The sequence below is a fragment of the Nocardioides ginsengisoli genome, assembly GCF_039537225.1.
Classification (GTDB): Bacteria; Actinomycetota; Actinomycetes; order Propionibacteriales; family Nocardioidaceae; genus Nocardioides; species Nocardioides ginsengisoli.
In genome coordinates, this window is record NZ_BAABAC010000028.1 from 1 (window position 1) to 20,402 (window position 20,402).

Genomic DNA, 20,402 nt, shown 5'->3' on the forward strand with positions numbered 1-20,402 from the left:
TACGCAGCCCTCAACCGAGAGCCGCAACCCGCATAGGAGCGGCAGAGAACCTGGGGCGCTTCACGACGAGTGGGCCGAAGGCCGCCGCTACCTCGGACTCGACGTCCTCGCCCGCGCCCAAGCCGTCGACACCACCCTGGTCGAGGAGGAGGTGACCGCCGAGCTCGAACTACAGGCCCTCACAGCCTGACGACACGCCCAACCGAGGGATCAACCTCGTACACCACCCCAGCGGACTTGACCCGGTGAGCCTGCGGCGACCGAACCGGCCCCAACGGGCGGGGTTCATGGCTCAGTCTCGGGCGAACGGCCCCATAGAAAGAACGTGCATCGTCACGACATGACGAACCAGGTCACCCGTTCGGACCTGGCACACAGGGCAGGACATCTTGAGGAACCGACGCACCAGACATCGCCAGAGCAGGCCCTTCACCCTCCTCAACGAGCTTCTTCCACCTTCGCCGCGAGGGCGTGCAGCAGGCGGCGCACCAGGTCCTGCGTACCCTCGTCGACGAGCTTGTCCTCGACGAAGCGCTCGTGAGCGTTGAACACCATGACCTCCGGCTTGACAACCAGCTTCGAGTCGGTCCACACGAATACCTGGCGCAGCGCGAGCTGCGCGCGAACCGAACCGAACGCGGTCGGAGCCGCCCCCATGACGGCGATCGGCTTGCCGGCGAGCAGCTGCCCCCCGTCGCCGGTGCTGAGCCAGTCGATCGCGTTCTTCAGGACTCCGGGAATGGAGTAATTGTACTCCGGCGTCGCAATCAGCAGCGCGTCTGCATCACGCACCTGCGCTCGGAAGCTCTGCACCAGCGCCGGAGCGTGCTCGCCGTCGTCGTCGCTGTTGTACGGCGGGATGCCGGCCAGATCCTCGTAGGCCTCGATGTTCATCGTGATCGGGGCGAGGCTCTCGGACGCCCGCAGCAACCGCGTGTTGTACGACTCCCGGCGAAGGCTCCCCGAGATGCCGAGCACCTTCATGACCGTCTCTTCCTTCATCGCTTCATCCCTCCATTGAACTGAACTGAACTGCCTAGTACATTAACAGACGGACTCGCCGAGGTACACCTCGCGAATCCGGGAATCCGCGAGCAGTTCGCGGCCGGTGCCCTCGAGCGCGATGCAGCCGTTCTCCAGGACATACGCTCGGTCCGCGATCGACAGTGCTTGGGCTGCGTTCTGCTCGACGAGCAGGACCGTCACGCCCTCGGCATTGATCTGCTCGATGATCGAGAAGATGTCCTGGACCACCAGCGGCGCCAAGCCCATCGACGGCTCGTCGAGAAGGAGGAGGCTCGGCCGTCCCATCAGTGCTCGGCCGATCGCAAGCATCTGCTGCTCACCCCCAGACAAGGTGCCGGCGAGCTGGTGCTTCCTCTCCGCCAGGCGCGGGAACAGCTCGAAGACGTGTTCGATGGCGGCGGTGTCGACGAGACGGAAGCGGTAGGCACCCATCTGGAGGTTCTCCAGCACGCTCATCCGGGGGAACACGTGTCTGCCCTCCGGAACGTGACAGATGCCCTCACTGATGAGCTCGTGCGCGGGTCTCCCCGAGATCGGCTTGCCGCGGTAGGTGATGGTGCCTGACGTGGGCCGGACGAGCCCGGAGATCGTCTGCTGGGTGGTGGTCTTTCCTGCGCCGTTGGCGCCCAGGAAGGCCACGATCTCGCCCTCGTTGACGTGGAAGGAGATGGACTTCAGCGCCGGGATCGTGCCGTAACGGACGTCCAGCCCCGCTACCGCCAACGCCTTCACCCTCACTGCGTTGTCCTTAGGGCTCTCGGCATGGGCCGCGATCTTCCCCGTGACCTCTGCGAGCACCTGATCGTCGCTGGAGGATGTGCCCAGGTACGCCGCGATGACCTCGGGGTCGTTCTGGATCTCGGTCGGCATGCCTTCAGCGATCTTCTTGCCGAAGTTGAGGACCACGATCCTGTCCGCGATCGACATGACCATCTGCATGTCGTGCTCGATGAGGAGAACACTGACGTCGTGCTCCCTGTTGATCCGTCGAATCAGTTCGGCGAGCTCGGCCTTCTCGTTCGGGTTGGTGCCAGCGGCAGGCTCGTCGAGAAGAAGGACCCCGGGGTCGGTGGCGAGCGCTCGTGCGATCTCGAGACGGCGCTGCGCCCCATAGGAGAGCGACGTCGCGAGGTCGTTCTCACAGCCGGCAAGTCCGACCTCTGCAAGCAACGAACGAGCCAACGAATCAGCAGCCAGCGCCTCGCGCCTCTGCCGGGGAGAGCGCAGCATCGCGCCGATCGCCCCGGACTTCTGCGTCGACTCGACCGCGACCTGGACGTTCTCGAGCACTGTCAGGGCCGGGAAGAGGCGGATGTTCTGGAACGTACGAGCGATGCCGGCGCGGTTCAACTTGTGAATCGGGTGCCCGATGACCGAGATCTCCTTGGCGCCCGTCCTGGGCACAGCCGTGATCGTGCCTTCCTGCGGGCGGTAGACCCCGGTGAGCGAGTTGAACAGACTGGTCTTTCCTGCGCCGTTCGGTCCGATGACGGCCAGAATCTCGCCGCGGTGCATCTCGATGTCCAGGTTGTTGAGCGAGGTCAGCCCGCCGAAGCGCAGGGTGAGCCCCTTGACTGCGAAGACCGGACGGACGTCGGATTCCTGGGTGGTGTCAACGAGCGCCATCGCCGGTGCTTTCCGTTCCGTGTTCTGCACGGTCGTCTCGGTGTCCATCACGACCCCTCGCTTTCTGAAGCCGTCGCCGCAGTGACGGCCTGCCGGTTGTCCGTGTGGGTGAGCTCGACCGTGTGCCGGCGTTCAGGAATCAGGCCCGAGGGGCGGAAGATCATCATGAAGAGGAGGACCGCACCGATCCACATCTGCCGATCGTCGGCCGGAACCTGGTCCTTCAAGAACTCTGGAAGCCACGTGAGGAACGCCGCGCCCACAATGACTCCCTTCATCGACCCCATCCCGCCGAAGACCACGTAGGCCAGGACGAGGATGGAGTTGAGGAGAAGGAAGTTGTCGGGGTTGAAGTAGCCCACCTGGCTCGCGAAGAACACACCCGCGAGACCCGAGGTGGAAGCGCCGATCGCGAAGGCGAGCAGCTTGGCTCGGGTCGCGTCCACGCCGCATGCCTTGGCCGCGACCTCGTCCTCCCGAACGGCCGCCCACGCCCTACCGAGCGATGACCGTTCGAGGCGGGTGAACAGAAAGACGACGATGGCGAGGATGGCGAGGAGCAGATACCAGTACTGCAGCGGGTCAGTGCCCCACTTGAGGTCGAGAATCCCGACGTTGATCTCCGGATGCGGCACTGGAGTCTCTGGCCCGCGGGTGCTGTTGGTGATGTTGCCGGGATTGTTGATGGCAACGATCCTGATGATCTCGCCGAATCCGAGCGTCACGATGGCGAGGTAGTCGCCCCGGAGTCGGAGAGTCGGAGCACCGAGCGCGACACCAGCGACGATGCAGGCTCCGATCGCCACCGGGATCGCTGCCAGTGGCGTCAGATGGATCCCGAACGGTGGATGGACAGGAAGGGAGCCGACCAAGAAGGCCGTGGTGTAGCTGCCGATGGCGTAGAAGGCGATGAACCCGAGGTCGAGCAGCCCGGTCCAGCCAACGACGACATTCAGGCCCACGGCGAGGAGGACGTAGACCCCGATCTGCGTGACCAACACCTGCTGCCAGTACTCGGTGAAGACGTGTGGGAGCACGATCGCCACCACCAGTCCGGCGAGTAGTGTCGGCGTGACCGACATCCGACTGGCAGCGGTGGCGGAGGCCGCTCGGCTGCGGCCTCGGGCCGCGTTCGACGACGATCGGCCGATCCATGGGCTGGCGGCAGCGACGGCAAGCAGCAGGAAGCCCAGGAGTGCGAACCAAGGTCCCGTCCCCAGGTTGGCCCAGGGCGACGTCGCTCCGTCGACCCCGTTGTCCACACCGATCTGGCCCATGGCATGTGCGGTGAACAGGGTGAGCGCTCCGCCGAGGACGCTGAGACCGGCCGCTGCGATCCGAAGTGACGTGCTGGACCGGTAGATGCCGAGCGCACCCACCGCGGCCGCCACGACCAGGCTGGCTGCCAGGCCGCCGCGCTGCATCACGGCGGCCAGCGCGCTGATACCAGTGCCATCGAACAGGTCGGCGCTGGTCCACAGGCGCGCGTTCAGCCGGCCCGGAGAGAACCATGTCGCGAAGCCGACGGACGCGGTGGCAAGGAAGAGGGCCATGGCGGCGATGAGCACGCCTGGGTACCTCGCCTGGAGGTCGAGTGCCTTGTCTCGGATCGAGCTCCGCCTTCCTGTCCACCCGGAATAGACCAAGGAGATGGCGACGCCGACATAGGCCACGACGGTGGCGTCTGCCCCGTAGGAGTGATCGATGCCCCTGCTGGTTGACACGAGGTCCGCGTGAGCGACCGTGGTGAGCTCTGCTGCGGCGAGCGCCGCGAGCGCACCGACGCTCGCGAGGGCCCGCGACCGCCTGAGGATGGCCACCAGGCCGACACCGACGACTAGCAGCCACGTGACGACGTAGAGCCAGCCGAAGTAGACGTCCGCCAGTCCAGAGGTGGCCGCTCGGGACGCGGCCGCGAACTTGCCGTCACCGACCGGGTCGTACCAGTGCAGAAGGGTTCGGGCGAGCGCAACTCCTGCCGCCGCCGCGCCGAAGAGCCCTGAGCCGGGCAGGGCGAGGCGAGCCTTGAGCTGTGCGGTGCGTGGTGCGAGGACGAACATCAGCACGCCCAGACCCAGGAACACGAAGATTCGCGGGTCGAGAACCGCTTGCTTGAATCCGTGCCCGTAGTCGTCAGGGCTTCCTTGCTGCGGACCCCACATCACCGCGACGATGACTGCGCCCACCAGGCAGATGAGGAGTCGGCGAGCGGACTCACCACAGAGAGCGTCCTTGAGATTCACGCGACCCTCCCCAGACGCTCGCCGAGAATTCCGGTGGGCCGGAAGACGAGGACCGCGACGAGCACGCCGAACGCGACGACATCGGTCCACTGGATGCCGACACCGGGCAGCGGAGGAATGAGAGCCTCGACGAGCCCGAGCGTGACTCCGCCGATCATCGCCCCTCGGATGTTGCCGATGCCACCGAGGACTGCGGCTGCGAACGCCTTGATGCCGGGTTGGAAACCCATCATGTTGGAGAATGCGAAGGCGGTGCCGAAGAGGAACCCGGCAGCGCCGGCGAGCGCTCCGCCGATGATGAAGGTGCGCGAGACCGTGCGATCGATGTTGATCCCGAGCAGTGCGGCCATGGGTGCGTCCTCGGCGACGGCACGCACGCTGCGCCCGAGCTTGGTCCGGTTCACCAGGGCGTCGAGCCCGACCATGAGTGCCAGCGCGGAGGCCACGATGATGAGCTGGATGACTCGCACCTCGGCGCCGGCGATCGTGAACGCCACGTGGTTCACGTCGAAGTACTCAGGAAAGCTGTTGTTGGAAAGGCGGTTGAACAACTTGCCCGCGACCTGGGACAAGAAGAAGGACGCGCCGATGGCCGAGATGAGAAAGGCGACCTTCGGTGCGCCTCGTTGCCGCAGAGGTCGGTAGGCGACGCGTTCAAGCATGAAGGCGATACACGAACCGGTGCCGGCTCCGGCGAGAATGCCGACCAGGAACACTGCGGTGGCTCCGGCCGTCGAGCCGACATGAGGAGCAAGCGCGTCGACGGCCAGGAAGCTGCCGAAGGCGCCCGACATGAACACTTCGCTGTGTGCGAAGTTGATCAGCTGGAGAACGCCGTAGACCAGCGTGTAGCCGATCGCGATGAGCGCGTACATCGATCCTCGCGTGAGGCCGAGGACCAAGTAGTCAGGTAACTGGTGGACGTAGTCCATAACGAGCCTTTCTGCATGCGCCGATCCCGGCGGTGCCGGATCGCGGAGCGGCGTCCGCGAAACCTGTCGGCGGTGCCAGTGAATTGCCCCACATGAGGGGCATGGGTGTGCTCGCCGCCCGCCGGGGCACGGCCACGCGGCGAGCACACCCTCGGGATCCCTACGAGGTCTGCTTCGTGACGTCGCCGAGGAACTTGAAGGTCTTGTCCTCGGCTTCGTAGAGGTTGACGACCGCCACGCTGGAGTCGATGTCACCCTTGCCGTCGAACCTGATGTGGGACGCGATGCCTTGGAAGTCGATCTCGTCGAGCGACTTCGCGACCGCCTTCCGGGTGAGCGAGCCGTCTGCCGCCGCGTTCTTGATGGCAGTCAGCAACGCACGGGTCGCGTCGTAGGACTCAGGCGTGAAGGTCGACGGATCCTGGTTGTAGGCAGATCGGTAGGAATCAGTGAACTTCTGGGCCTTGGGATCGCTGGCTGCATCGGCGCAACCGCAGAGGAAGTACCAGCCGTTGCCGGCGTCACCCGACTGGTCGAAGAAGATGGTCGACTTGCTGCCGTTGCCCGTCACCTTCAGGCCGTCGTAACCCACAGCCTTGATGGCCTTCGCCAGCAGCGCAGTCTGAGCGTCATACCCGCCGTAGAACAGCGCTTCCGCGCCAGAGGCCTTCACCTTCTGCGCGACCACGCTGTAGTCGGTCGTCTTTGCGTCGACACCTTCCCGAATGACCTTGACGCCCTCGGACTCGAGCTTCTTCTGCAGGGCGTCCGCAACGCCCTTTCCGTAGTCACCGAGGTCGTCGATGACGAAGACCTTCTTAGCCTTCTGTGCCAGCCATTCAGCGCCGATGGTCCCTTCGACGTTGTCCGACGGGACGCTGCGGTGGAACGACGAGAAGCCCTGGTCCTGCAGCTGTGCGTTGGTCGCGGACGGCGTGACGAAGGCCAGTCCCGCAGACGAGTACTGCGCACCGGCGGCCTTCACCGAACCGGAGAAGGCCGGGCCCACGACACCGAGCACGCCTTGGTCCTGGATGAGCGAAGTGGCTGCTGCCGGAGCCTTGCTCGGGTCTCCCTGGTCATCGCCCTTGACGAGCTCGACGCCGAAGCCGAACTCCTTGGAGGCGTTGGCCTCCTTGACGGCGAGCTCGACACCGTTGAACTCGTTCAGGCCGAGCTGCTGGTAGTCGCCGGAGAGCGGCCCCTGGAATCCGATCTTGACGGAGGTCACCTCGATCGGCTCCCCACCCCCGTTGAGCTTGTCACTTCCGCCATTGCCGGAATCTCCGCAGCCGGCGAGAGCCAGCGCGAGCAACGCGGACCCGACCACCGCCTGGGTCTTGAACAGACGCGCCATGAATACCTCCGAAGAATTGGTGTTGCTCGTTGTTGTGTTGGCACTGCTCTCCGAGACGTTCGTGTGCGGCTCGCCGCCGATCACCCTGCGCTGTTCAGCACCTCGTGAAGTGCGCGCGCTGCGCGCCAGCAGTCGTGGAAGGTGCAGTACAGAGGTGCCGGTGCGAACCGGATGACGTCCGGCTGACGGGCGTCGGTGAAGACGCCGTACTCGTCCCGCATGCGCGTGGACACGTGTTCCGCGTCGGCGCCGATGATCTGTACCGAGAGCTGGGCACCGCGCCGCTCGGCGTCCTGAGGCGTGATGACTCGCGCCGGGACGTCGGCAAGGGCGACACCGAGAGCCTTCTCGAGGTATCCGGTCAGCCGCAGGCTCCGCTGCCGCAGCGCCGGCATTCCGACTTCGTCGAAGATCTTCAAAGACGTCTCGACCGGTGCCATCGCCATGATGGGCGGGTTCGACAGCTGCCATGCGTCAGCGGTGTGAACGGGATCGAGCTCCGGCTTCATCTCGAACCGAGTGGCGGCGTTCGTGCTCCACCAGCCAGAGAACTTCACCAGGGAGGCGTCAGCAAGGTGGCGTTGGTGGACGAAAGCACCGGCCACTGCTCCCGGACCGGAGTTCAGGTACTTGTAGGAGCACCAGGCCGCCCAGTCGACATTCCAGTCGTGCATCCTCAGCTCCACGTTGCCGACAGCGTGGGCAAGGTCCCAGCCGACCACGATCCCGGCCGCACGACCGGCTGCGGTGATGGTGGGAATGTCCATCAGCTCGCCGGTGTAGTAGTTGACGGCGCCCAGCATGATGAGCGCGATGCTGTCGCCCTCGCGCTCGATGAGGTCCAGGACGTCCTCGGTGCGGACCACCGCCTCACCCTCGCGGGGCTTGACTCGGAGCACAGCGTCGTCGGGGTCGTACCCGTGGAACTCGGCCTGGCTGCGGACCGCGTAGGAGTCCGAGGGGAACGTGCCGTCCTCGATGAGGATGCGGTAGCGCTCCGCGGTGGGCTTATAGAAGCTGACCATCATCAGGTGCAGGTTCACGGTCAGCGTGTTCATGACGACCGTCTCCGCGGGCAGCGCGCCCACCAGCCGTGCAGCCGGGTCACGCAGACCCTCGTGGTAGCTGACCCACGGCTTGCGCGGCTTCGTGTGGCCTCCGACACCGTAGGTGGCCCAGTCGTCGAGCTCCGCCTCCAGGTCGATCCGAGTTCGACGGGGCTGGAGTCCCAGCGAGTTGCCCGCGAGGTACGCGGCTTCGCCGTCGCCCGACGGAGCAGGCGGGATGAGGAACTTCGAGCGATTCGAAGCCACCGGGTCAGTCTCGTCGAGGTACAGAGCCTCGGCTTCATTCAGGTCAAACAACGGGGGCTCCTCGTCAGACATTGCGCGTCGGGCCAATCACTGGTGTGATGTGGATCCCCAAACAATGAACTATCCAGTACAGTTCAGTCAAGACCACGTTGCGCCGTTTGAACGACGAGTTCAAAGATCAGGACCCTGACCCCAGGGACACCGCCTCAGGCGCCCGAGAAGAAGGGGTGACCATGGCTTTCCACGGCTATCACCACATCACCACCACCGTCACGAACGGTCGCGCCGACGTTCAGTTCCACGTGGGCCTGTTGGGCCTTCGCAACGTCAAGCGCACGGTCCTGCTCGACGGAAGTCGGCCGTTCTACCACCTCTACTACGGCAACGAGTACGGCGAGCCGGGGACGCTCCTGACGTCCTTCGTGTTCGGCCCGGAGAAGCCCGAGGGCAAGAAGGGGTCCGGACAGATCAGCTCAATCTCCTTGTCCGTTCCCAAGGAGAGCCTGAACTTCTGGGTCGACAGGTTCGGCGAGCACGGCGTCGCCCACGAGGAGTTCGACCGTCTGGGCGATCGACGCGTCTGGTTCCGGCACCCGGACGGCATCGACTTCCAGCTCGTGGGCGTGGAGACCGATGACCGGCTGCCCTGGCACGGCTCCGATGTCCCGCCAGCCGCTGCGATTCGCGGCGTGCACAGCGTGACGGTGTGCACCCGCGAGACGGACGAGCTTCACTACTTCCTCGACGAGGGCATGGGCTTGGAGTCCCGCGACACCGACGGCTCCGTCAGCTCTTACGCGATGTCGGCCGGCAGAGCCGGCCAGCTGGTCGAGATCGACCACCAGCCCGAGATTGAGCAGGGGTCCTGGGGCTACATGCGCAACACCGTCGACCACGTCGCGTTCGACGTCAAGGAGGCGACCGCCCAGCTGGACTTCAAGGACCACCTCGAGGCCATGGGCTACATCGACGTCACCGAGCCGCGCGATCGCAACTACTTCTACTCGGTGTACTTTCGCACGCCCGCCGGCGCCATGTTCGAGGCGACGCGCAGCCACCCCGACGGCTTCGAGAAGGACGAGGGGCTCGACAGCCTCGGCAGCTGTCTTCAGCTTCCGAAGTGGCTCGAGGAGCGCCAGCCCGAGCTCATCGCGTCGCTCGAGACTCTCGAGCCGCTCGACTAGTCACCGCCCCACCCGTCCAACCACCGCCACCCCAGAACTCAGAAAGTCGTGCAGCCCATGGAATCGTCACACCGCATCGATGTTCATCACCACATCATTCCGGAGCCCTACCTGAAGGCCCTGAGGGATGCGGGCGTGGACGAACCCATCAAGGGAGTCGCGTACCCACAATGGGACCTCGACACCGACCTGGCGGTGATGGACCGCAACGGAATCCAGGCATCCATCGTGTCCATCACCGCCCCGGGCATGGGATTCACCAGCGGCCCGGACGCAGTCCGGGCCGCTCGGGCGACCAACGAGTACATGGCCGAGCTCATCGAGCGCCACCCCGGCCGCTACGGCGGATTCGCCGTCCTTCCATTGCCGGACGTCGCGGCCACTCTCGCGGAGATCCAGTACGCGGTCGGCACCCTCGGCCTGGACGGCGTCGGACTGTTCACGCACTACAACGGCACCTACCTCGGCGAAGCGGAGTTCGACGCCGTCATCGACTGCATTGCTGAGCTCGACACGGTGGCATTCGTGCACCCGACGGTTCCCCCCGCTTCGGACCAGCCATCGTTCGGGCTGCCACCCTCGCTGTACGAGTTCCCGTTCGAAACCACCCGGATGTTGGCGAGCCTGCTCTACCACGGCACCCTGGACCGGCGTCCCGACCTGAAGCTCATCGCTCCCCACGCCGGAGGGGCGGCGCCCTACCTGGCCAAACGGCTCACCTACGCCGTCACGATCAACCCGACGCTCGCCGCACGCGAGCCGGCCGACCTGCTCGGCTCCCTGCGATCGGTCTACTTCGACACTGCCATGTCCGCGAACCCGCACACCCTCGCCGGCCTTGGCTCATTCACCGACACCACGCACATCCTCTTCGGCACCGACTACCCCTTCATGCCGGAGTCGACCACCGTCGAGACGGTCGCCGGCGTCGATGAGTTCTTCTCCGACGACAACGTCCGTCGGCAGGTGGAGCGCGACAACGCCCTCGCGCTGTTTCCTGCACTGGCCGAGCGCGTCGCCGCGTTCGCCGGAACCGCCGCGGCGGCCGACCGGTGACGGCGCTGACAGGCCCAGAGGTGGGGTTCACCCCGGGCACGCTCGTCAACCTCCCCATCGCTTCTGTTTCCTGGGGCAACGGGAGCCTGTCCCTGGTGGCGGACCTGCTGAGCAGCCTCGGGGCCCGGAGGACCGCTCTGTTCACGACAGCCGCCCAGGCTGCTGACCGCAGCCTGATGGACTCCGTGATGACGGCGGCGCCGACGATCGTCCTGACGCACAGCACCTTCAATGCCCACGTCCCTGCGGCTGACGTCGCTTCGGCCGCTGACGTTCTGCTGGACAACGAGATCGACTCCGTCGTTTCGGTCGGCGGCGGCTCGGTGATCGATGCCGCGAAGGCCGCCCTGGGGCACACCATCGACGCGGGTCGCACTCGGCCGCGCCACGTCGTCGTGCCCACCACCTTGTCGGGCTCGGAGCTATCGCACACCTTCGGAGTCACCGAGACGCATGGGACCTCGACCTTCAAACGCAGTCACGCTCGCCTGGACGTCACCGCCGACGCCATCGTGTACGACGAGCGGGTCGTCGAATCGACACCCGGCGACCTCTGGCTCTCCTCGGGCGTGAAGGCGGTCGACCACGCCATCGAGGGCTTGCTCGGGACGGAGGCCCTGCCCCTGGTGGACAGCCTTGCTTTCTCAGGCATTCGCCGCATGGTCGAGTCGCTGTCAGCCGAGACCAGCCACCGCGGTGCGGCGCAGATCGCCGCATGGGAATGCTATTCCCATCCCCAGGCGATGTCCTACGGACTGAGCCACCGGCTCGGACACATCCTGGGCGGAACCTTCGGCGTACCGCACAGCGTCACCTCCGCGATCACCCTTCCGGCCGTCCTTGCACGGATGACCCCGGCGCGACCGCGCACGCTGGCAGCGATCGCGCAAGCGCTGGACGTGAGCCAGCCGACGCCCACGCGACGGACCGGCGCACGGAGCCAGCCGGACAGCGCGTCCGTCCTGGTGCGCGAATGGTGCGCGGAGCTTGGCCTACCGACTCGACTTCGTGATGTCGACTTTGCACAGGCCGACCTGGACGAGCTGGGGGAGATGACGGCTTCGGCGTACCCGTCGGAATCCGCAGTCCTCGGAACCGACGCACGTTGCCGGTTGAGGGACCTGGTGCGCTCCATGTGGTGACAATGTGCCGCCGCGTCGCGTTGGGCGGCGCCGAGCTCTTGGCGTATCTCCGACCGACCAACCCGGAGCGTGACACCCTTGTTCTCCCGCGCGCACGATCGCCACTTCCTGCCAGACCTGACTTCCGTCCCGCTCGAGGGTCTCGTGGGGCTGGCCGGTCGGACCGCCGTCGTGACGGGCGGCGCCGCCGGCATCGGCTACGCAATCTGCCGACGTCTTCGTGAGGCAGGAGCCAATGTCGTCGTCGCCGACAAGGATGTTGCCGAAGCCGAACGGGCAGCTGATCAACTCGGATCAGCTGCCGTGGCCGCACATGTCGACGTGCGTGACGGTGTCTCCATCCGCGCGCTCGCGACCGGCGCCCACCACCGATTCGGCCGTCTCGACGTGTGGGTGAACAACGCGGGTGCCTACCCACGCCAGGCGCTGCTCGACATCACGGACGCGGACTGGGACGCGGTCCATGACATCAACCTCAGGAGTGTCTTCATCGGCTCGCGCGAAGCCGCTCGCCACATGATCGCGAGCGGACGAGGCGGTGCCATCATCAACCTGACGTCGACGGCCGCCTACAACACGGCCTCGGGCGGCAACTCCGCACACTACGTCAGCTCCAAGCACGCGGTCGCCGGGCTCACCAAGAGCCTGGCGGTCGAGCTCGGCGCTCATGGGATCCGGGCCCTCGCCGTTGCCCCGACGCTGACGTGGACGCCCGGCGTGGAGGCCGACCAGGCGGACCAGGCCGACCAGGCCGACCAGGCCGACCAGGCCGACGGTCTCGCCGCCGGACTCGACCGGTACGCAGACCGCCTTCCCGCCGGACGAATCGCGCACCCGGACGACGTAGCCCGTGCCGTTCTCTTCGCAGCATCCGGCCTCGCCGGCTTCGTCTCAGGGAGCACGATCGCGGTTGACGGAGGCGATCTGGCGTTATGACCCCTTACTTCCGCTCGTGAACCATCGACCTGCGCTCGGTGCGAGGAAACGGCTCGCATCGGTCGTCAGGATCGGCTTCGCGCTCGGGCGCGGTCAGGAAACTCGAGCGCGCAACGACGTGACACGACCGGCTGCTCGCCCAGCGGACCGGGTAGTCACTTCCGCCCATGACGTTCTCCGCGCCGAGGGTCAGGACGAGTGTGCGTGCGCAACGCTGCGGGCTCGAACGCAACGCGCGCCAACAAGGTCATTGCGCCCGTGCCAGGCGTTCTCCAAGCGTCCCGACCTGGCGCTGCGCACCGTTCGAGAGTGAGGTCGTTGGAGATCCTTCGCGACTCGAGCGGCCTCGTCGCCGTCGGCGCCTGAGCGAAGAACACAGGGCTCGGGTGACACCACCTGGGCCGCCGCCGTCACCGCCCTGGCCCCCAGGTGGAGGCCAGCGTCCCAGGACTCCGCGGTGACTCGCCGGAACCTCTTGGTCCCGGACGAGGATCTTGGCCTCTCGTTCCGAGTCCAGCCGAAGGACCGGCTGACTGCCACCGCAGGATCGGCGAGCGGCGCGGAGTCGAGTGCGTGGGGACGTCGATCGCCGACGTGGTGCCGCACTAGCCCTTGCCGGGATGAAGCGCGCCGCACGTCTGGCACGTGCGCGCCGCGAGTGATGCATAGAAGTGCTCGAAGACCGGCGGCAGATCCTGGACGATGTCACGCACCTGCAGCTCGACCTCATGGACCTGGTTGTTGCACTGAAGGCAGAACCAGACGAACTTCTCCAGGACACCCTCTTCGCGGATGCGTTCGATGACGATCCCGATCGTCCCCGGCTCCGGGCGCTGCGGCGAGTGGTACACGTTGCGGGGAAGCATCCACATCTCACCCTCCCTGATGTCGATGCGTCGCGGCCCGTCGTCGGTCATGACATTCACGTGCATGTCGCCCTTGACCTGGTAGAACCACTCCTCGTACGGGTCGAGGTGATAGTCGGTCCGCTGGTTCGGCGAACCGAGGACCTGGACGATGAAGTCACCCATCGGCTCCCACACCTGCTTGTTGTTCACCGGCGGCTTCAGCAGGTGCTCGTTCTCCGCAACCCAGTTCTTGAAGTCGATCACTGGCGGAATGGTGGTCATTCGTTCGTCTCCTCGTTCTCGGCACCGCGATGTGCGATGGCCTCGATCTCGATAGGCAGGTTTGTTAGGGCAGCTGGTAGAGGGCCACCGTTCTCTGGATGGGAGCCGCAGGCACTACCAGCCGCGCTCGGCGAGCCGGTGCGGCTACGGGATCTCCTCGACGTTGATGCCGACCATGGCCTCGCCCAGACCGCGCGAGACCTTGGCGACCACGTCGGGGTCGTCGAAGAAGGTGGTGGCCTTGACGATCGCCTCGGCGCGCTGCGCCGGGTTGCCCGACTTGAAGATGCCCGAGCCCACGAACACGCCCTCGGCGCCGAGCTGCATCATCATCGCCGCGTCGGCCGGGGTCGCGATGCCGCCGGCGGTGAACAGAACGACGGGCAGCTTGCCGGTGCGTGCGACCTCGGCGACCAGCTCGTACGGCGCCTGCAGCTCCTTGGCCGCGACGTACAGCTCGTCCTCGGCCAGCGCGCCGAGGCGGCGGATCTCCTTGCGGATGGTGCGCATGTGGGTGACCGCGTTGGACACGTCGCCGGTGCCGGCCTCGCCCTTGGACCGGATCATGGCGGCGCCCTCGGTGATGCGACGAAGCGCCTCACCCAGGTTGGTCGCACCGCACACGAAGGGCACCGTGAAGGCCCACTTGTCGATGTGGTTCTCGTAGTCGGCCGGGGTCAGCACCTCGGACTCGTCGATGTAGTCGACACCCAGCGACTGCAGGATCTGCGCTTCGGCGAAGTGGCCGATGCGGGCCTTCGCCATGACGGGGATCGAGACCGCGGCGATGATGCCGTCGATCATGTCGGGGTCGCTCATCCGCGACACGCCACCCTGGGCGCGGATGTCGGCGGGGACCCGCTCCAGCGCCATGACGGCGACCGCGCCGGCGTCCTCGGCGATCTTGGCCTGCTCGGGGGTGACGACGTCCATGATGACGCCACCCTTGAGCATCTCGGCCATGCCGCGCTTGACCCGGGTCGTGCCGTGGGCCTCCGCGCCGAAAACCATGGTCATCTGAATCTCTACTCCTACGGTCAGTCGCCGCTCTCGGGTCCCCGAGCAACGGTCTTCGAGTCTCGGGCGCCGGTCAGAACGACAGCGCCACGATCGGCCCCTCGGCTCGGCCGGCCCTCAGCGCCCGTCCAGCCGGCCCTGCTGTTGCCATTTGGGCCGACATGAACTGTACTTGTTCGTACAGTTAAGGCTATTCGAGGAGGACACCGGTGACCATGACGCCAGCAGAGTGGGACGCGAAGGCGGCCGCTCTCTTTGCCGAGTTCCGACAGAACCGAGGCTTGCTCGGTGGAGAATTCGAGGGAATCCCACTCTTGATCCTGCATACCACCGATGCGGTGGACGGTCGGAGCCGAGCGAACATGATGATGTACCTCGAGGACAGCGGGCGGCGCATCATTGTCGCGTCACATTCCGGTCTTCCGGAGGATCCGGTCTGGTATGGCAACCTGCTTCGCACCGGCACGGCAACCATCGAGGTCAACGGGCTCCAGGAGACTGTCTCCGCCACCGAGGTGGTGGGCGACGAGCGGGATCGCCTGTACGAACTCCAGGCGAGGGCCTGGCCAGACTTTCGTGACTACGCCACGCGTACGACGCGTCGCATCCCGGTCATCGCACTGACGACCATCTCCTGAGCCTCCGAACCGGGTCCGCCACCGACCGCGCACTTCCCTCGGCGCAGTCACGCGACCGAGCCCAACGGCCCGCCGCAGGCGAGCGCGGCGAGCCGTTGGACTTCGCGCCCCCCGTCAGGGGAGCTGAGTGCGCACTTCCCACAGCTCGGGGAAGAACCGGTGGTTGACGATCGTCCGCAACCACTCGACACCCGAGGTGCCGCCCGTGCCGATCTTGAAACCGATGATCCGCTCGACCGTCAACAGGTGCTTCATCCTCCAGTGACTGAAGGCATCGGCGACCTCCATCAGAGCCTCTCCGAGCTGGAAGAAGACATCCTCGGGATCGTTCTTCCGGTAGATGGCCACCCATGCCGCCGTGACGGATGCATGGCCCTCATACGACGCGGTCAGGTCTCGATCGAGGTGGGCCTGCTCAATGGGGTGCCCGTTGCGCTTGAGCGCGGCATTCGCGGTGTCCCACAGGCTCGGGGCCTCGAAGACCTCGACCAGAGCGGGGTAGATGACCGGAACGCCCTTGTGCGGCTTGAGCATGTGCTCGTTCTTGTTGCCCAGGCTGAACTCGAGCGCGCGGTACATGTAGGACTGGAAGCCGGACGACGTTCCGAGGTAGTCGCGGAAGGAGTTGAAGTCGTTGGGCGTCAGGGTGTCCAACATCGGCCAAAGACTCCGCAGGACAACGAGGATCTCCTTGATCCGGCGGAGGTACTTCATGGCGGCGCCGAAGTTGTCCTCGTTCAGCTGTCGCTGCGCTTCCTGGACCTCGTTGACGGCGAGCTTGAACAGCAGCTCCTTGACCTGGCCGGCCACGTAGAAGGTCATCTCCTCGTGCGACGGGCTCCGCGGATGCTGGAGCGAGAGCAGCACGTCGATCGACTGGTAGTCGATGTAGGGGGTGCTCTCACCTTCGAAATCGAGCATGGGCTTGCCACCGGTCGATGCGGACTGCGCTGCTCGAACCGCCTCCGTCGCGATGTCCAGGTTGCGAGGCTCAGACGATGCTGCCATGGGTCCATTTCCTTTCGTTCTCGAGAACGTGACGCCCGAGCTCGGTGCTCGGGTCCGACAGGTCGTGCACGATGTTGAAGTGGTTTCGGCCGGAGACCTCGAGCACCGAGGCGCCCGCGCCGTTCAGGTTGAGGGCTGCGGCCATCACCTTGCTCTCACGCTTGAACGTGGCGGTCTCGTGCTCGCCCCAAGCGACGACGGCGGGCACGGTCACGCGCCGGTTCCGTAGGAGCAGGAGCGGGCTGAGGTCGAGCGCGCTCGCCGGCGTGAGCCTCACAGCGTCGTTGATGTAGGTGTGGACGAGCGGACTGAGCTCGTAGACACCCGACAGGAGGACGACTCCCTTGAGGGGGTCGCCGACGACACCTCGAGCCGCCCAGTCGGTGAGCGCGACCATAGCTGCCAGGTGCGCACCGGCCGACGAACCGGACAGGATGATGCGATCGGGATCGAAGCCGAGCTCGCCCGCATTGCGGTGGAGCCACTCGACGGCCTTGCGACACTGCTCGACGATCACCTCAAGGGTGGCCCGTGGGGCCAAGGTGTAGTTCACCGCGGCATAGAAGTCGCCACGTTCGTTGAACAGCTTCGCGGGAAAGCTCGCGTCATCCTTGCTCAAGGCCTGCCAGTAGCCGCCGTGAAGGAAGGCGTGCAGGATCCCGGTGCGATTGTCACGAGGAGGCACAAACAAGTCCAGGACCTCCTCCTCCCCCTCGCCGAACTGATAGGGGACAGGCCGGTTCTGCATCCTTACGGCCGCACTCATGGAGGCGTACGCCGCCTCCAGCGCCGCGAGGTCCTCGACCACGCTGCTTGGCGAATACTCCCGCTCCAACGCGGTCCACGTGGCTGACATGACTCAAACGCTAGTCCCGAGCATGCGGGCCACACATACGCATGTGTCGGGTCGTTGGCGCCATCGGCCTTGCATTTGCCATCCCGAAAGGCGCCGTTGGCTACCATCGAACTCATGGACGACATTGATTGGAGCATCGTCGAGATCCTGCAGAGCGATGGCCGGATCTCCATCCGGGAGCTGGCGCGCCAGATATCGCTGTCGGCGCCCGCGACGGCCGAGCGGGTCAAACGGCTGGAGCAGGCCGGAGTCATCGTCGGCTATGCAGCCGTCGTCAGTCCGCAGGCGGTCGGCCTGGGCATCCGCGCCATCATTCGCATGGGTTGCGAGAACACGATCCGGTGCGTGAGGCGCGAACTGGACCCCGCATCCTTCCCAGAGGTGGTCGAGATGCATCGGGTGAGCGGGGATGACTGCTCCGTGATCATCGCGTACGCGCGCGACGTCGAGCACCTGGAGAACCTGATCGATCGCCTTGCCCGTTGGAGCCGCGCATCGACGACGCTGATCCTCTCGACGCCGGTTCCGAAGACGGTGCTGCGGCGCGAGATCCTCACGCCGCCGACCGCCCACTGATATTTCGCGCCGTGTCCCGCTCATCGCTGCGTTGCGCATTCCGCACCGACTGAACGAACGGGTACAGTTATGGGTTCAAGGGCTGGCTTGCGTTCAGGAAGAGGCGATGGAATCCAATGGCGGAGACCAAGAAGAGGAGCGGTCAGCGGGCCGCGGAGGTTCGGCGACCGGAAGGACGTCGGGCGGAGACGAAGCGCGCTGCCATCGTCGACGCAGCTCGTGAGACTTTCCTGGCGAACGGCTACGGCGTTTCCATGGACACCCTCGCGGCAGAGGCGAACGTCTCGAAGGTCACCGTCTACAACCACTTCGGCAGCAAGGAAGCGCTCTTCATAGCGATCATCAACCACGAGCTCGACGAAGCCCTCAAGGAGGGGGTCCAGATCGTCGAACGCCAGCTGGCCGACTCCGAGGATCTTCGCACCGACCTCATCCACGCCTGCCGCGAATGGGTTGCGGGCATCGCTGCACCCGCGATCATGGACCTTCGTGCTCTGGTTGTCGGCGAACTGCGGCGTTTCCCAGAACTGGGCCATGCCTGGCAGACCCGAGGCCCGCTTCGATTCCACCCCGTCATTGCCGCGGCTCTCGAACGCTTGGTGAAGCGTGGCGACCTGGTGATCGACGACATCGAGCTGGCAGTCCTCCAGCTGTCGGGCCTGGTCGTCTCACCCAATCTTGTCTACGGCGGGTACGGCTGCCCGCTCACCGACGACGTGCGAGACCAGCTCATCGTCTCCGGCGTCGACATGTTCCTGAACCGCTATGCCGTCCGCACAGACTGACCTCCACTGGCTCTCAGCCACCGCCCTCCTCGATGCGTACCGATCGGGAGCACTGACACCGACCGCGGTCGTCAGTTCGCTCCTGCAGAGAATCGCCGACATCAACCCTCGTCTGAACGCCTTCGCGTCGGTCAACGAGTCCGCGCTCCTGGATGCCGAGCACTCCACGTTCCGTATCGCCTCAGGCTCGGCGCGCCCTCTCGAGGGCGTGCCCGTAGCCGTGAAGGACCTCCTCGACACGGACTTCCTCCCGACCACCTATGGCTCCGCCATCTACCGCGGGCACCAACCCGCACGAAACGCACGCGTCATTCAGCAGCTCCTGGACGTCGGCGCCGTCATCATCGGGAAGACCTCCACGCACGAGTTCGCATGGGGCGTGACGACCGACAACCCCCACTTCGGACCGACCAGGAATCCCTGGAACCTGGACTGCGTACCCGGCGGCTCGAGCGGAGGCTCCGCTGCGGCTCTTGCGGCGGGACTCACCCCCCTCGCGATCGGAACCGACACAGCCGGGTCAATTCGCATCCCGGCCGCACTGTGTGGCGTGACCGGGCTTCGCCCAACCCACGGATCGGTCGACACCGACGGCACGCACCCCCTCGCGCCCAGCCTCGACGCCGTCGGACCGATGGCGCGAACAACCGCTGACCTCGCCCTCCTGCTTCGGGTCCTCAGCCCGGAGACGGCACACCGCAACTCTTGCCGCAGCGTCCTACGCATCGCCGCGCTCCCCTCGTTCGAGCCGGACGGCGGCGAGGTGGGTCCCACCGCTGTCAATCGTGCTCTCGAGGCCCTGGCGACCGACCCCCGGTTCGAGCTGGTCCCGCCGCCCATCGATGTCTCGATGTTCGACCCCTACGACCTCCTGTCCACCGTTGTGCTGACTGAGGGACTCCGCACACACACCGAAGCAGGCACCTGGCCCGGCGATGCACCGCTCTACGGCGCCGACGTACGACAGCGACTGGAAGTCGCCGACCGACTCCCCCCGGGCAGGCATCTCTGGTCAGCGCCCGTACGAGCGCGACTCACCGAAGCCATGGTCCGGGCTTTCACCGAGGTCGACGCTCTCGTCAGCCCGATCGTCAACGTCTCGGCGAGAAAGGTGGAAGACCGCTGCGCCAGCACAGAACGGGACTTTCGTGCTGGCGTCATGCGCGACGCAGCACCTCAAAGCCTTGCCGGTCTCCCTGCCTGTTCCGTGCCGGTCGGCCTTCTGAACGGCATGCCTCTGGGTGTGCAGGTGACCGCCAACTCCGGGCGGGACGTAGACGCGCTCGAAGTAGCCGCCGCGATCGAGGCGCGACTGGGTGTTCTTCGACTACCGACGGAGACCGCTGCCCGTCCTTGACCACGTCAAGCGACCACTCGTCCTGGAACGCGGAGCGGTCAGCGCCCGTCTTGGACGCCGAACCCACGAAGCGCCGCTCTCCGAGACACCTCGGCACCTTCGGGCGTCGAGGGACGCGCCGACGCTTCTCGATGTAAGCCATGCCCGTACCTCTCCGAGTAGAGGCTGGTGCACCCTTCGCGCGCCCTTGCACTCTCAGCGCCAACGCCCAAAAAAACAC

Annotated in this window: 18 protein-coding genes and 1 pseudogene; 9 read left to right on the forward strand and 10 right to left on the reverse strand. The window is 65.9% G+C overall.

The window, feature by feature from the left end; genetic code table 11:
• Nucleotides 1–190: pseudogene (locus AB4880_RS16195) on the forward strand (hypothetical protein); the annotation flags it as partial.
• Nucleotides 191–438: 248 nt separating this feature from the next.
• Here the strand turns inward: AB4880_RS16195 and AB4880_RS16200 are convergent.
• From AB4880_RS16200 to kynU, 6 genes are all read right to left on the reverse strand, one after another.
• On the reverse strand, nt 439–1,002 hold the full coding sequence (locus AB4880_RS16200) for an NADPH-dependent FMN reductase (protein ID WP_367920257.1): 564 nt from the start codon (nt 1,000–1,002) through the stop codon (nt 439–441).
• Between the two features lie 42 nt (nt 1,003–1,044).
• Nucleotides 1,045–2,700 (reverse strand): ATP-binding cassette domain-containing protein, encoded by a 1,656-nt coding sequence (locus AB4880_RS26115; RefSeq protein ID WP_437440506.1) that lies wholly within the window; start codon nt 2,698–2,700, stop codon nt 1,045–1,047.
• Nucleotides 2,700–4,895 carry a branched-chain amino acid ABC transporter permease gene (locus tag AB4880_RS16215; RefSeq protein WP_367920258.1) on the reverse strand — a complete coding sequence of 732 codons (2,196 nt, stop codon included), beginning with the start codon at nt 4,893–4,895 and terminating at the stop codon, nt 2,700–2,702. Before AB4880_RS16215 ends, AB4880_RS26115 begins: the two co-directional genes overlap by 1 nt.
• On the reverse strand, nt 4,892–5,827 hold the full coding sequence (locus AB4880_RS16220) for a branched-chain amino acid ABC transporter permease (RefSeq protein ID WP_367920259.1): 936 nt from the start codon (nt 5,825–5,827) through the stop codon (nt 4,892–4,894). Before AB4880_RS16220 ends, AB4880_RS16215 begins: the two co-directional genes overlap by 4 nt.
• A 160-nt stretch (nt 5,828–5,987) precedes the next feature.
• Nucleotides 5,988–7,184 carry a branched-chain amino acid ABC transporter substrate-binding protein gene (locus AB4880_RS16225; protein WP_367920260.1) on the reverse strand — a complete coding sequence of 399 codons (1,197 nt, stop codon included), beginning with the start codon at nt 7,182–7,184 and terminating at the stop codon, nt 5,988–5,990.
• Between the two features lie 80 nt (nt 7,185–7,264).
• Nucleotides 7,265–8,548 carry a kynureninase gene (gene kynU, locus AB4880_RS16230; RefSeq protein ID WP_367920261.1) on the reverse strand — a complete coding sequence of 428 codons (1,284 nt, stop codon included), beginning with the start codon at nt 8,546–8,548 and terminating at the stop codon, nt 7,265–7,267.
• A 107-nt stretch (nt 8,549–8,655) separates the two neighbouring features.
• On the opposite strand from kynU, the gene AB4880_RS16235 reads away from it, so the two are divergent.
• The 4 genes from AB4880_RS16235 (at nt 8,656) to AB4880_RS16250 (ending at nt 12,815) form a co-directional block, all read left to right on the forward strand.
• On the forward strand, nt 8,656–9,681 hold the full coding sequence (locus AB4880_RS16235; protein ID WP_367920262.1) for a VOC family protein: 1,026 nt from the start codon (nt 8,656–8,658) through the stop codon (nt 9,679–9,681).
• Between the two features lie 57 nt (nt 9,682–9,738).
• Nucleotides 9,739–10,737: an amidohydrolase family protein gene (locus AB4880_RS16240; protein WP_367920263.1), complete on the forward strand. Its 999-nt coding sequence runs from the start codon at nt 9,739–9,741 to the stop codon at nt 10,735–10,737.
• 20 nt (nt 10,738–10,757) lie between these two features.
• The gene (locus AB4880_RS16245; RefSeq protein ID WP_367920337.1) at nt 10,758–11,879 is read left to right on the forward strand and encodes an iron-containing alcohol dehydrogenase; all 1,122 of its coding nucleotides are present in this window, start codon (nt 10,758–10,760) and stop codon (nt 11,877–11,879) included.
• Between the two features lie 78 nt (nt 11,880–11,957).
• Complete coding sequence (locus AB4880_RS16250; RefSeq protein WP_367920264.1) at nt 11,958–12,815, forward strand: SDR family NAD(P)-dependent oxidoreductase; 858 nt, start codon at nt 11,958–11,960, stop codon at nt 12,813–12,815.
• Nucleotides 12,816–13,420: 605 nt separating this feature from the next.
• Here the strand turns inward: AB4880_RS16250 and AB4880_RS16255 are convergent.
• Together AB4880_RS16255 and pdxS are read right to left on the reverse strand one after the other, a co-directional pair.
• Complete coding sequence (locus AB4880_RS16255; protein ID WP_367920265.1) at nt 13,421–13,945, reverse strand: 3-hydroxyanthranilate 3,4-dioxygenase; 525 nt, start codon at nt 13,943–13,945, stop codon at nt 13,421–13,423.
• A 144-nt stretch (nt 13,946–14,089) separates the two neighbouring features.
• Nucleotides 14,090–14,956 (reverse strand): pyridoxal 5'-phosphate synthase lyase subunit PdxS, encoded by an 867-nt coding sequence (gene pdxS, locus AB4880_RS16260; RefSeq protein WP_379229398.1) that lies wholly within the window; start codon nt 14,954–14,956, stop codon nt 14,090–14,092.
• Nucleotides 14,957–15,177: 221 nt separating this feature from the next.
• Here pdxS and AB4880_RS16265 point away from each other — a divergent pair, with 221 nt between their 5' ends.
• On the forward strand, nt 15,178–15,600 hold the full coding sequence (locus tag AB4880_RS16265; protein ID WP_367920338.1) for a nitroreductase/quinone reductase family protein: 423 nt from the start codon (nt 15,178–15,180) through the stop codon (nt 15,598–15,600).
• A gap of 114 nt (nt 15,601–15,714) precedes the next feature.
• Here the strand turns inward: AB4880_RS16265 and AB4880_RS16270 are convergent, their stop codons facing one another.
• Together AB4880_RS16270 and AB4880_RS16275 are read right to left on the reverse strand one after the other, a co-directional pair.
• On the reverse strand, nt 15,715–16,608 hold the full coding sequence (locus AB4880_RS16270) for a tryptophan 2,3-dioxygenase (RefSeq protein ID WP_367920267.1): 894 nt from the start codon (nt 16,606–16,608) through the stop codon (nt 15,715–15,717).
• Nucleotides 16,592–17,464 (reverse strand): alpha/beta hydrolase, encoded by an 873-nt coding sequence (locus AB4880_RS16275; protein ID WP_367920268.1) that lies wholly within the window; start codon nt 17,462–17,464, stop codon nt 16,592–16,594. Before AB4880_RS16275 ends, AB4880_RS16270 begins: the two co-directional genes overlap by 17 nt.
• A 114-nt stretch (nt 17,465–17,578) precedes the next feature.
• On the opposite strand from AB4880_RS16275, the gene AB4880_RS16280 reads away from it, so the two are divergent.
• From AB4880_RS16280 to AB4880_RS16290, 3 genes are all read left to right on the forward strand, one after another.
• Nucleotides 17,579–18,040: an Lrp/AsnC family transcriptional regulator gene (locus AB4880_RS16280; RefSeq protein WP_367920269.1), complete on the forward strand. Its 462-nt coding sequence runs from the start codon at nt 17,579–17,581 to the stop codon at nt 18,038–18,040.
• Between the two features lie 116 nt (nt 18,041–18,156).
• A complete protein-coding gene (locus AB4880_RS16285) occupies nt 18,157–18,825 on the forward strand; it encodes a TetR/AcrR family transcriptional regulator (RefSeq protein ID WP_367920270.1) in 669 nt (222 codons plus the stop codon).
• On the forward strand, nt 18,806–20,182 hold the full coding sequence (locus tag AB4880_RS16290; protein ID WP_367920271.1) for an amidase: 1,377 nt from the start codon (nt 18,806–18,808) through the stop codon (nt 20,180–20,182). The genes AB4880_RS16285 and AB4880_RS16290 overlap by 20 nt, the downstream gene beginning before the upstream one ends.
• Nucleotides 20,183–20,402: the final 220 nt, after the last annotated feature.

Excerpts from the sequence above, each read along its gene's own strand:
- AB4880_RS16220 (WP_367920259.1), bottom strand. The coding sequence starts at position 5,827 with ATGGACTACGTCCACCAGTTACCTGACTACTTGGTCCTCGGCCTCACG.
- AB4880_RS16285 (WP_367920270.1), top strand. The coding sequence starts at position 18,157 with ATGGCGGAGACCAAGAAGAGGAGCGGTCAGCGGGCCGCGGAGGTTCGG.
- AB4880_RS16200 (WP_367920257.1), bottom strand. The coding sequence starts at position 1,002 with ATGAAGGAAGAGACGGTCATGAAGGTGCTCGGCATCTCGGGGAGCCTT.
- AB4880_RS16240 (WP_367920263.1), top strand. The coding sequence starts at position 9,739 with ATGGAATCGTCACACCGCATCGATGTTCATCACCACATCATTCCGGAG.
- AB4880_RS16255 (WP_367920265.1), bottom strand. The coding sequence starts at position 13,945 with ATGACCACCATTCCGCCAGTGATCGACTTCAAGAACTGGGTTGCGGAG.
- AB4880_RS16265 (WP_367920338.1), top strand. The coding sequence starts at position 15,178 with ATGACGCCAGCAGAGTGGGACGCGAAGGCGGCCGCTCTCTTTGCCGAG.
- AB4880_RS16225 (WP_367920260.1), bottom strand. The coding sequence starts at position 7,184 with ATGGCGCGTCTGTTCAAGACCCAGGCGGTGGTCGGGTCCGCGTTGCTC.
- AB4880_RS16280 (WP_367920269.1), top strand. The coding sequence starts at position 17,579 with ATGGACGACATTGATTGGAGCATCGTCGAGATCCTGCAGAGCGATGGC.
- AB4880_RS16275 (WP_367920268.1), bottom strand. The coding sequence starts at position 17,464 with ATGTCAGCCACGTGGACCGCGTTGGAGCGGGAGTATTCGCCAAGCAGC.
- AB4880_RS16290 (WP_367920271.1), top strand. The coding sequence starts at position 18,806 with ATGCCGTCCGCACAGACTGACCTCCACTGGCTCTCAGCCACCGCCCTC.
- pdxS (WP_379229398.1), bottom strand. The coding sequence starts at position 14,956 with ATGGTTTTCGGCGCGGAGGCCCACGGCACGACCCGGGTCAAGCGCGGC.
- AB4880_RS16270 (WP_367920267.1), bottom strand. The coding sequence starts at position 16,608 with ATGGCAGCATCGTCTGAGCCTCGCAACCTGGACATCGCGACGGAGGCG.
- AB4880_RS26115 (WP_437440506.1), bottom strand. The coding sequence starts at position 2,700 with ATGGACACCGAGACGACCGTGCAGAACACGGAACGGAAAGCACCGGCG.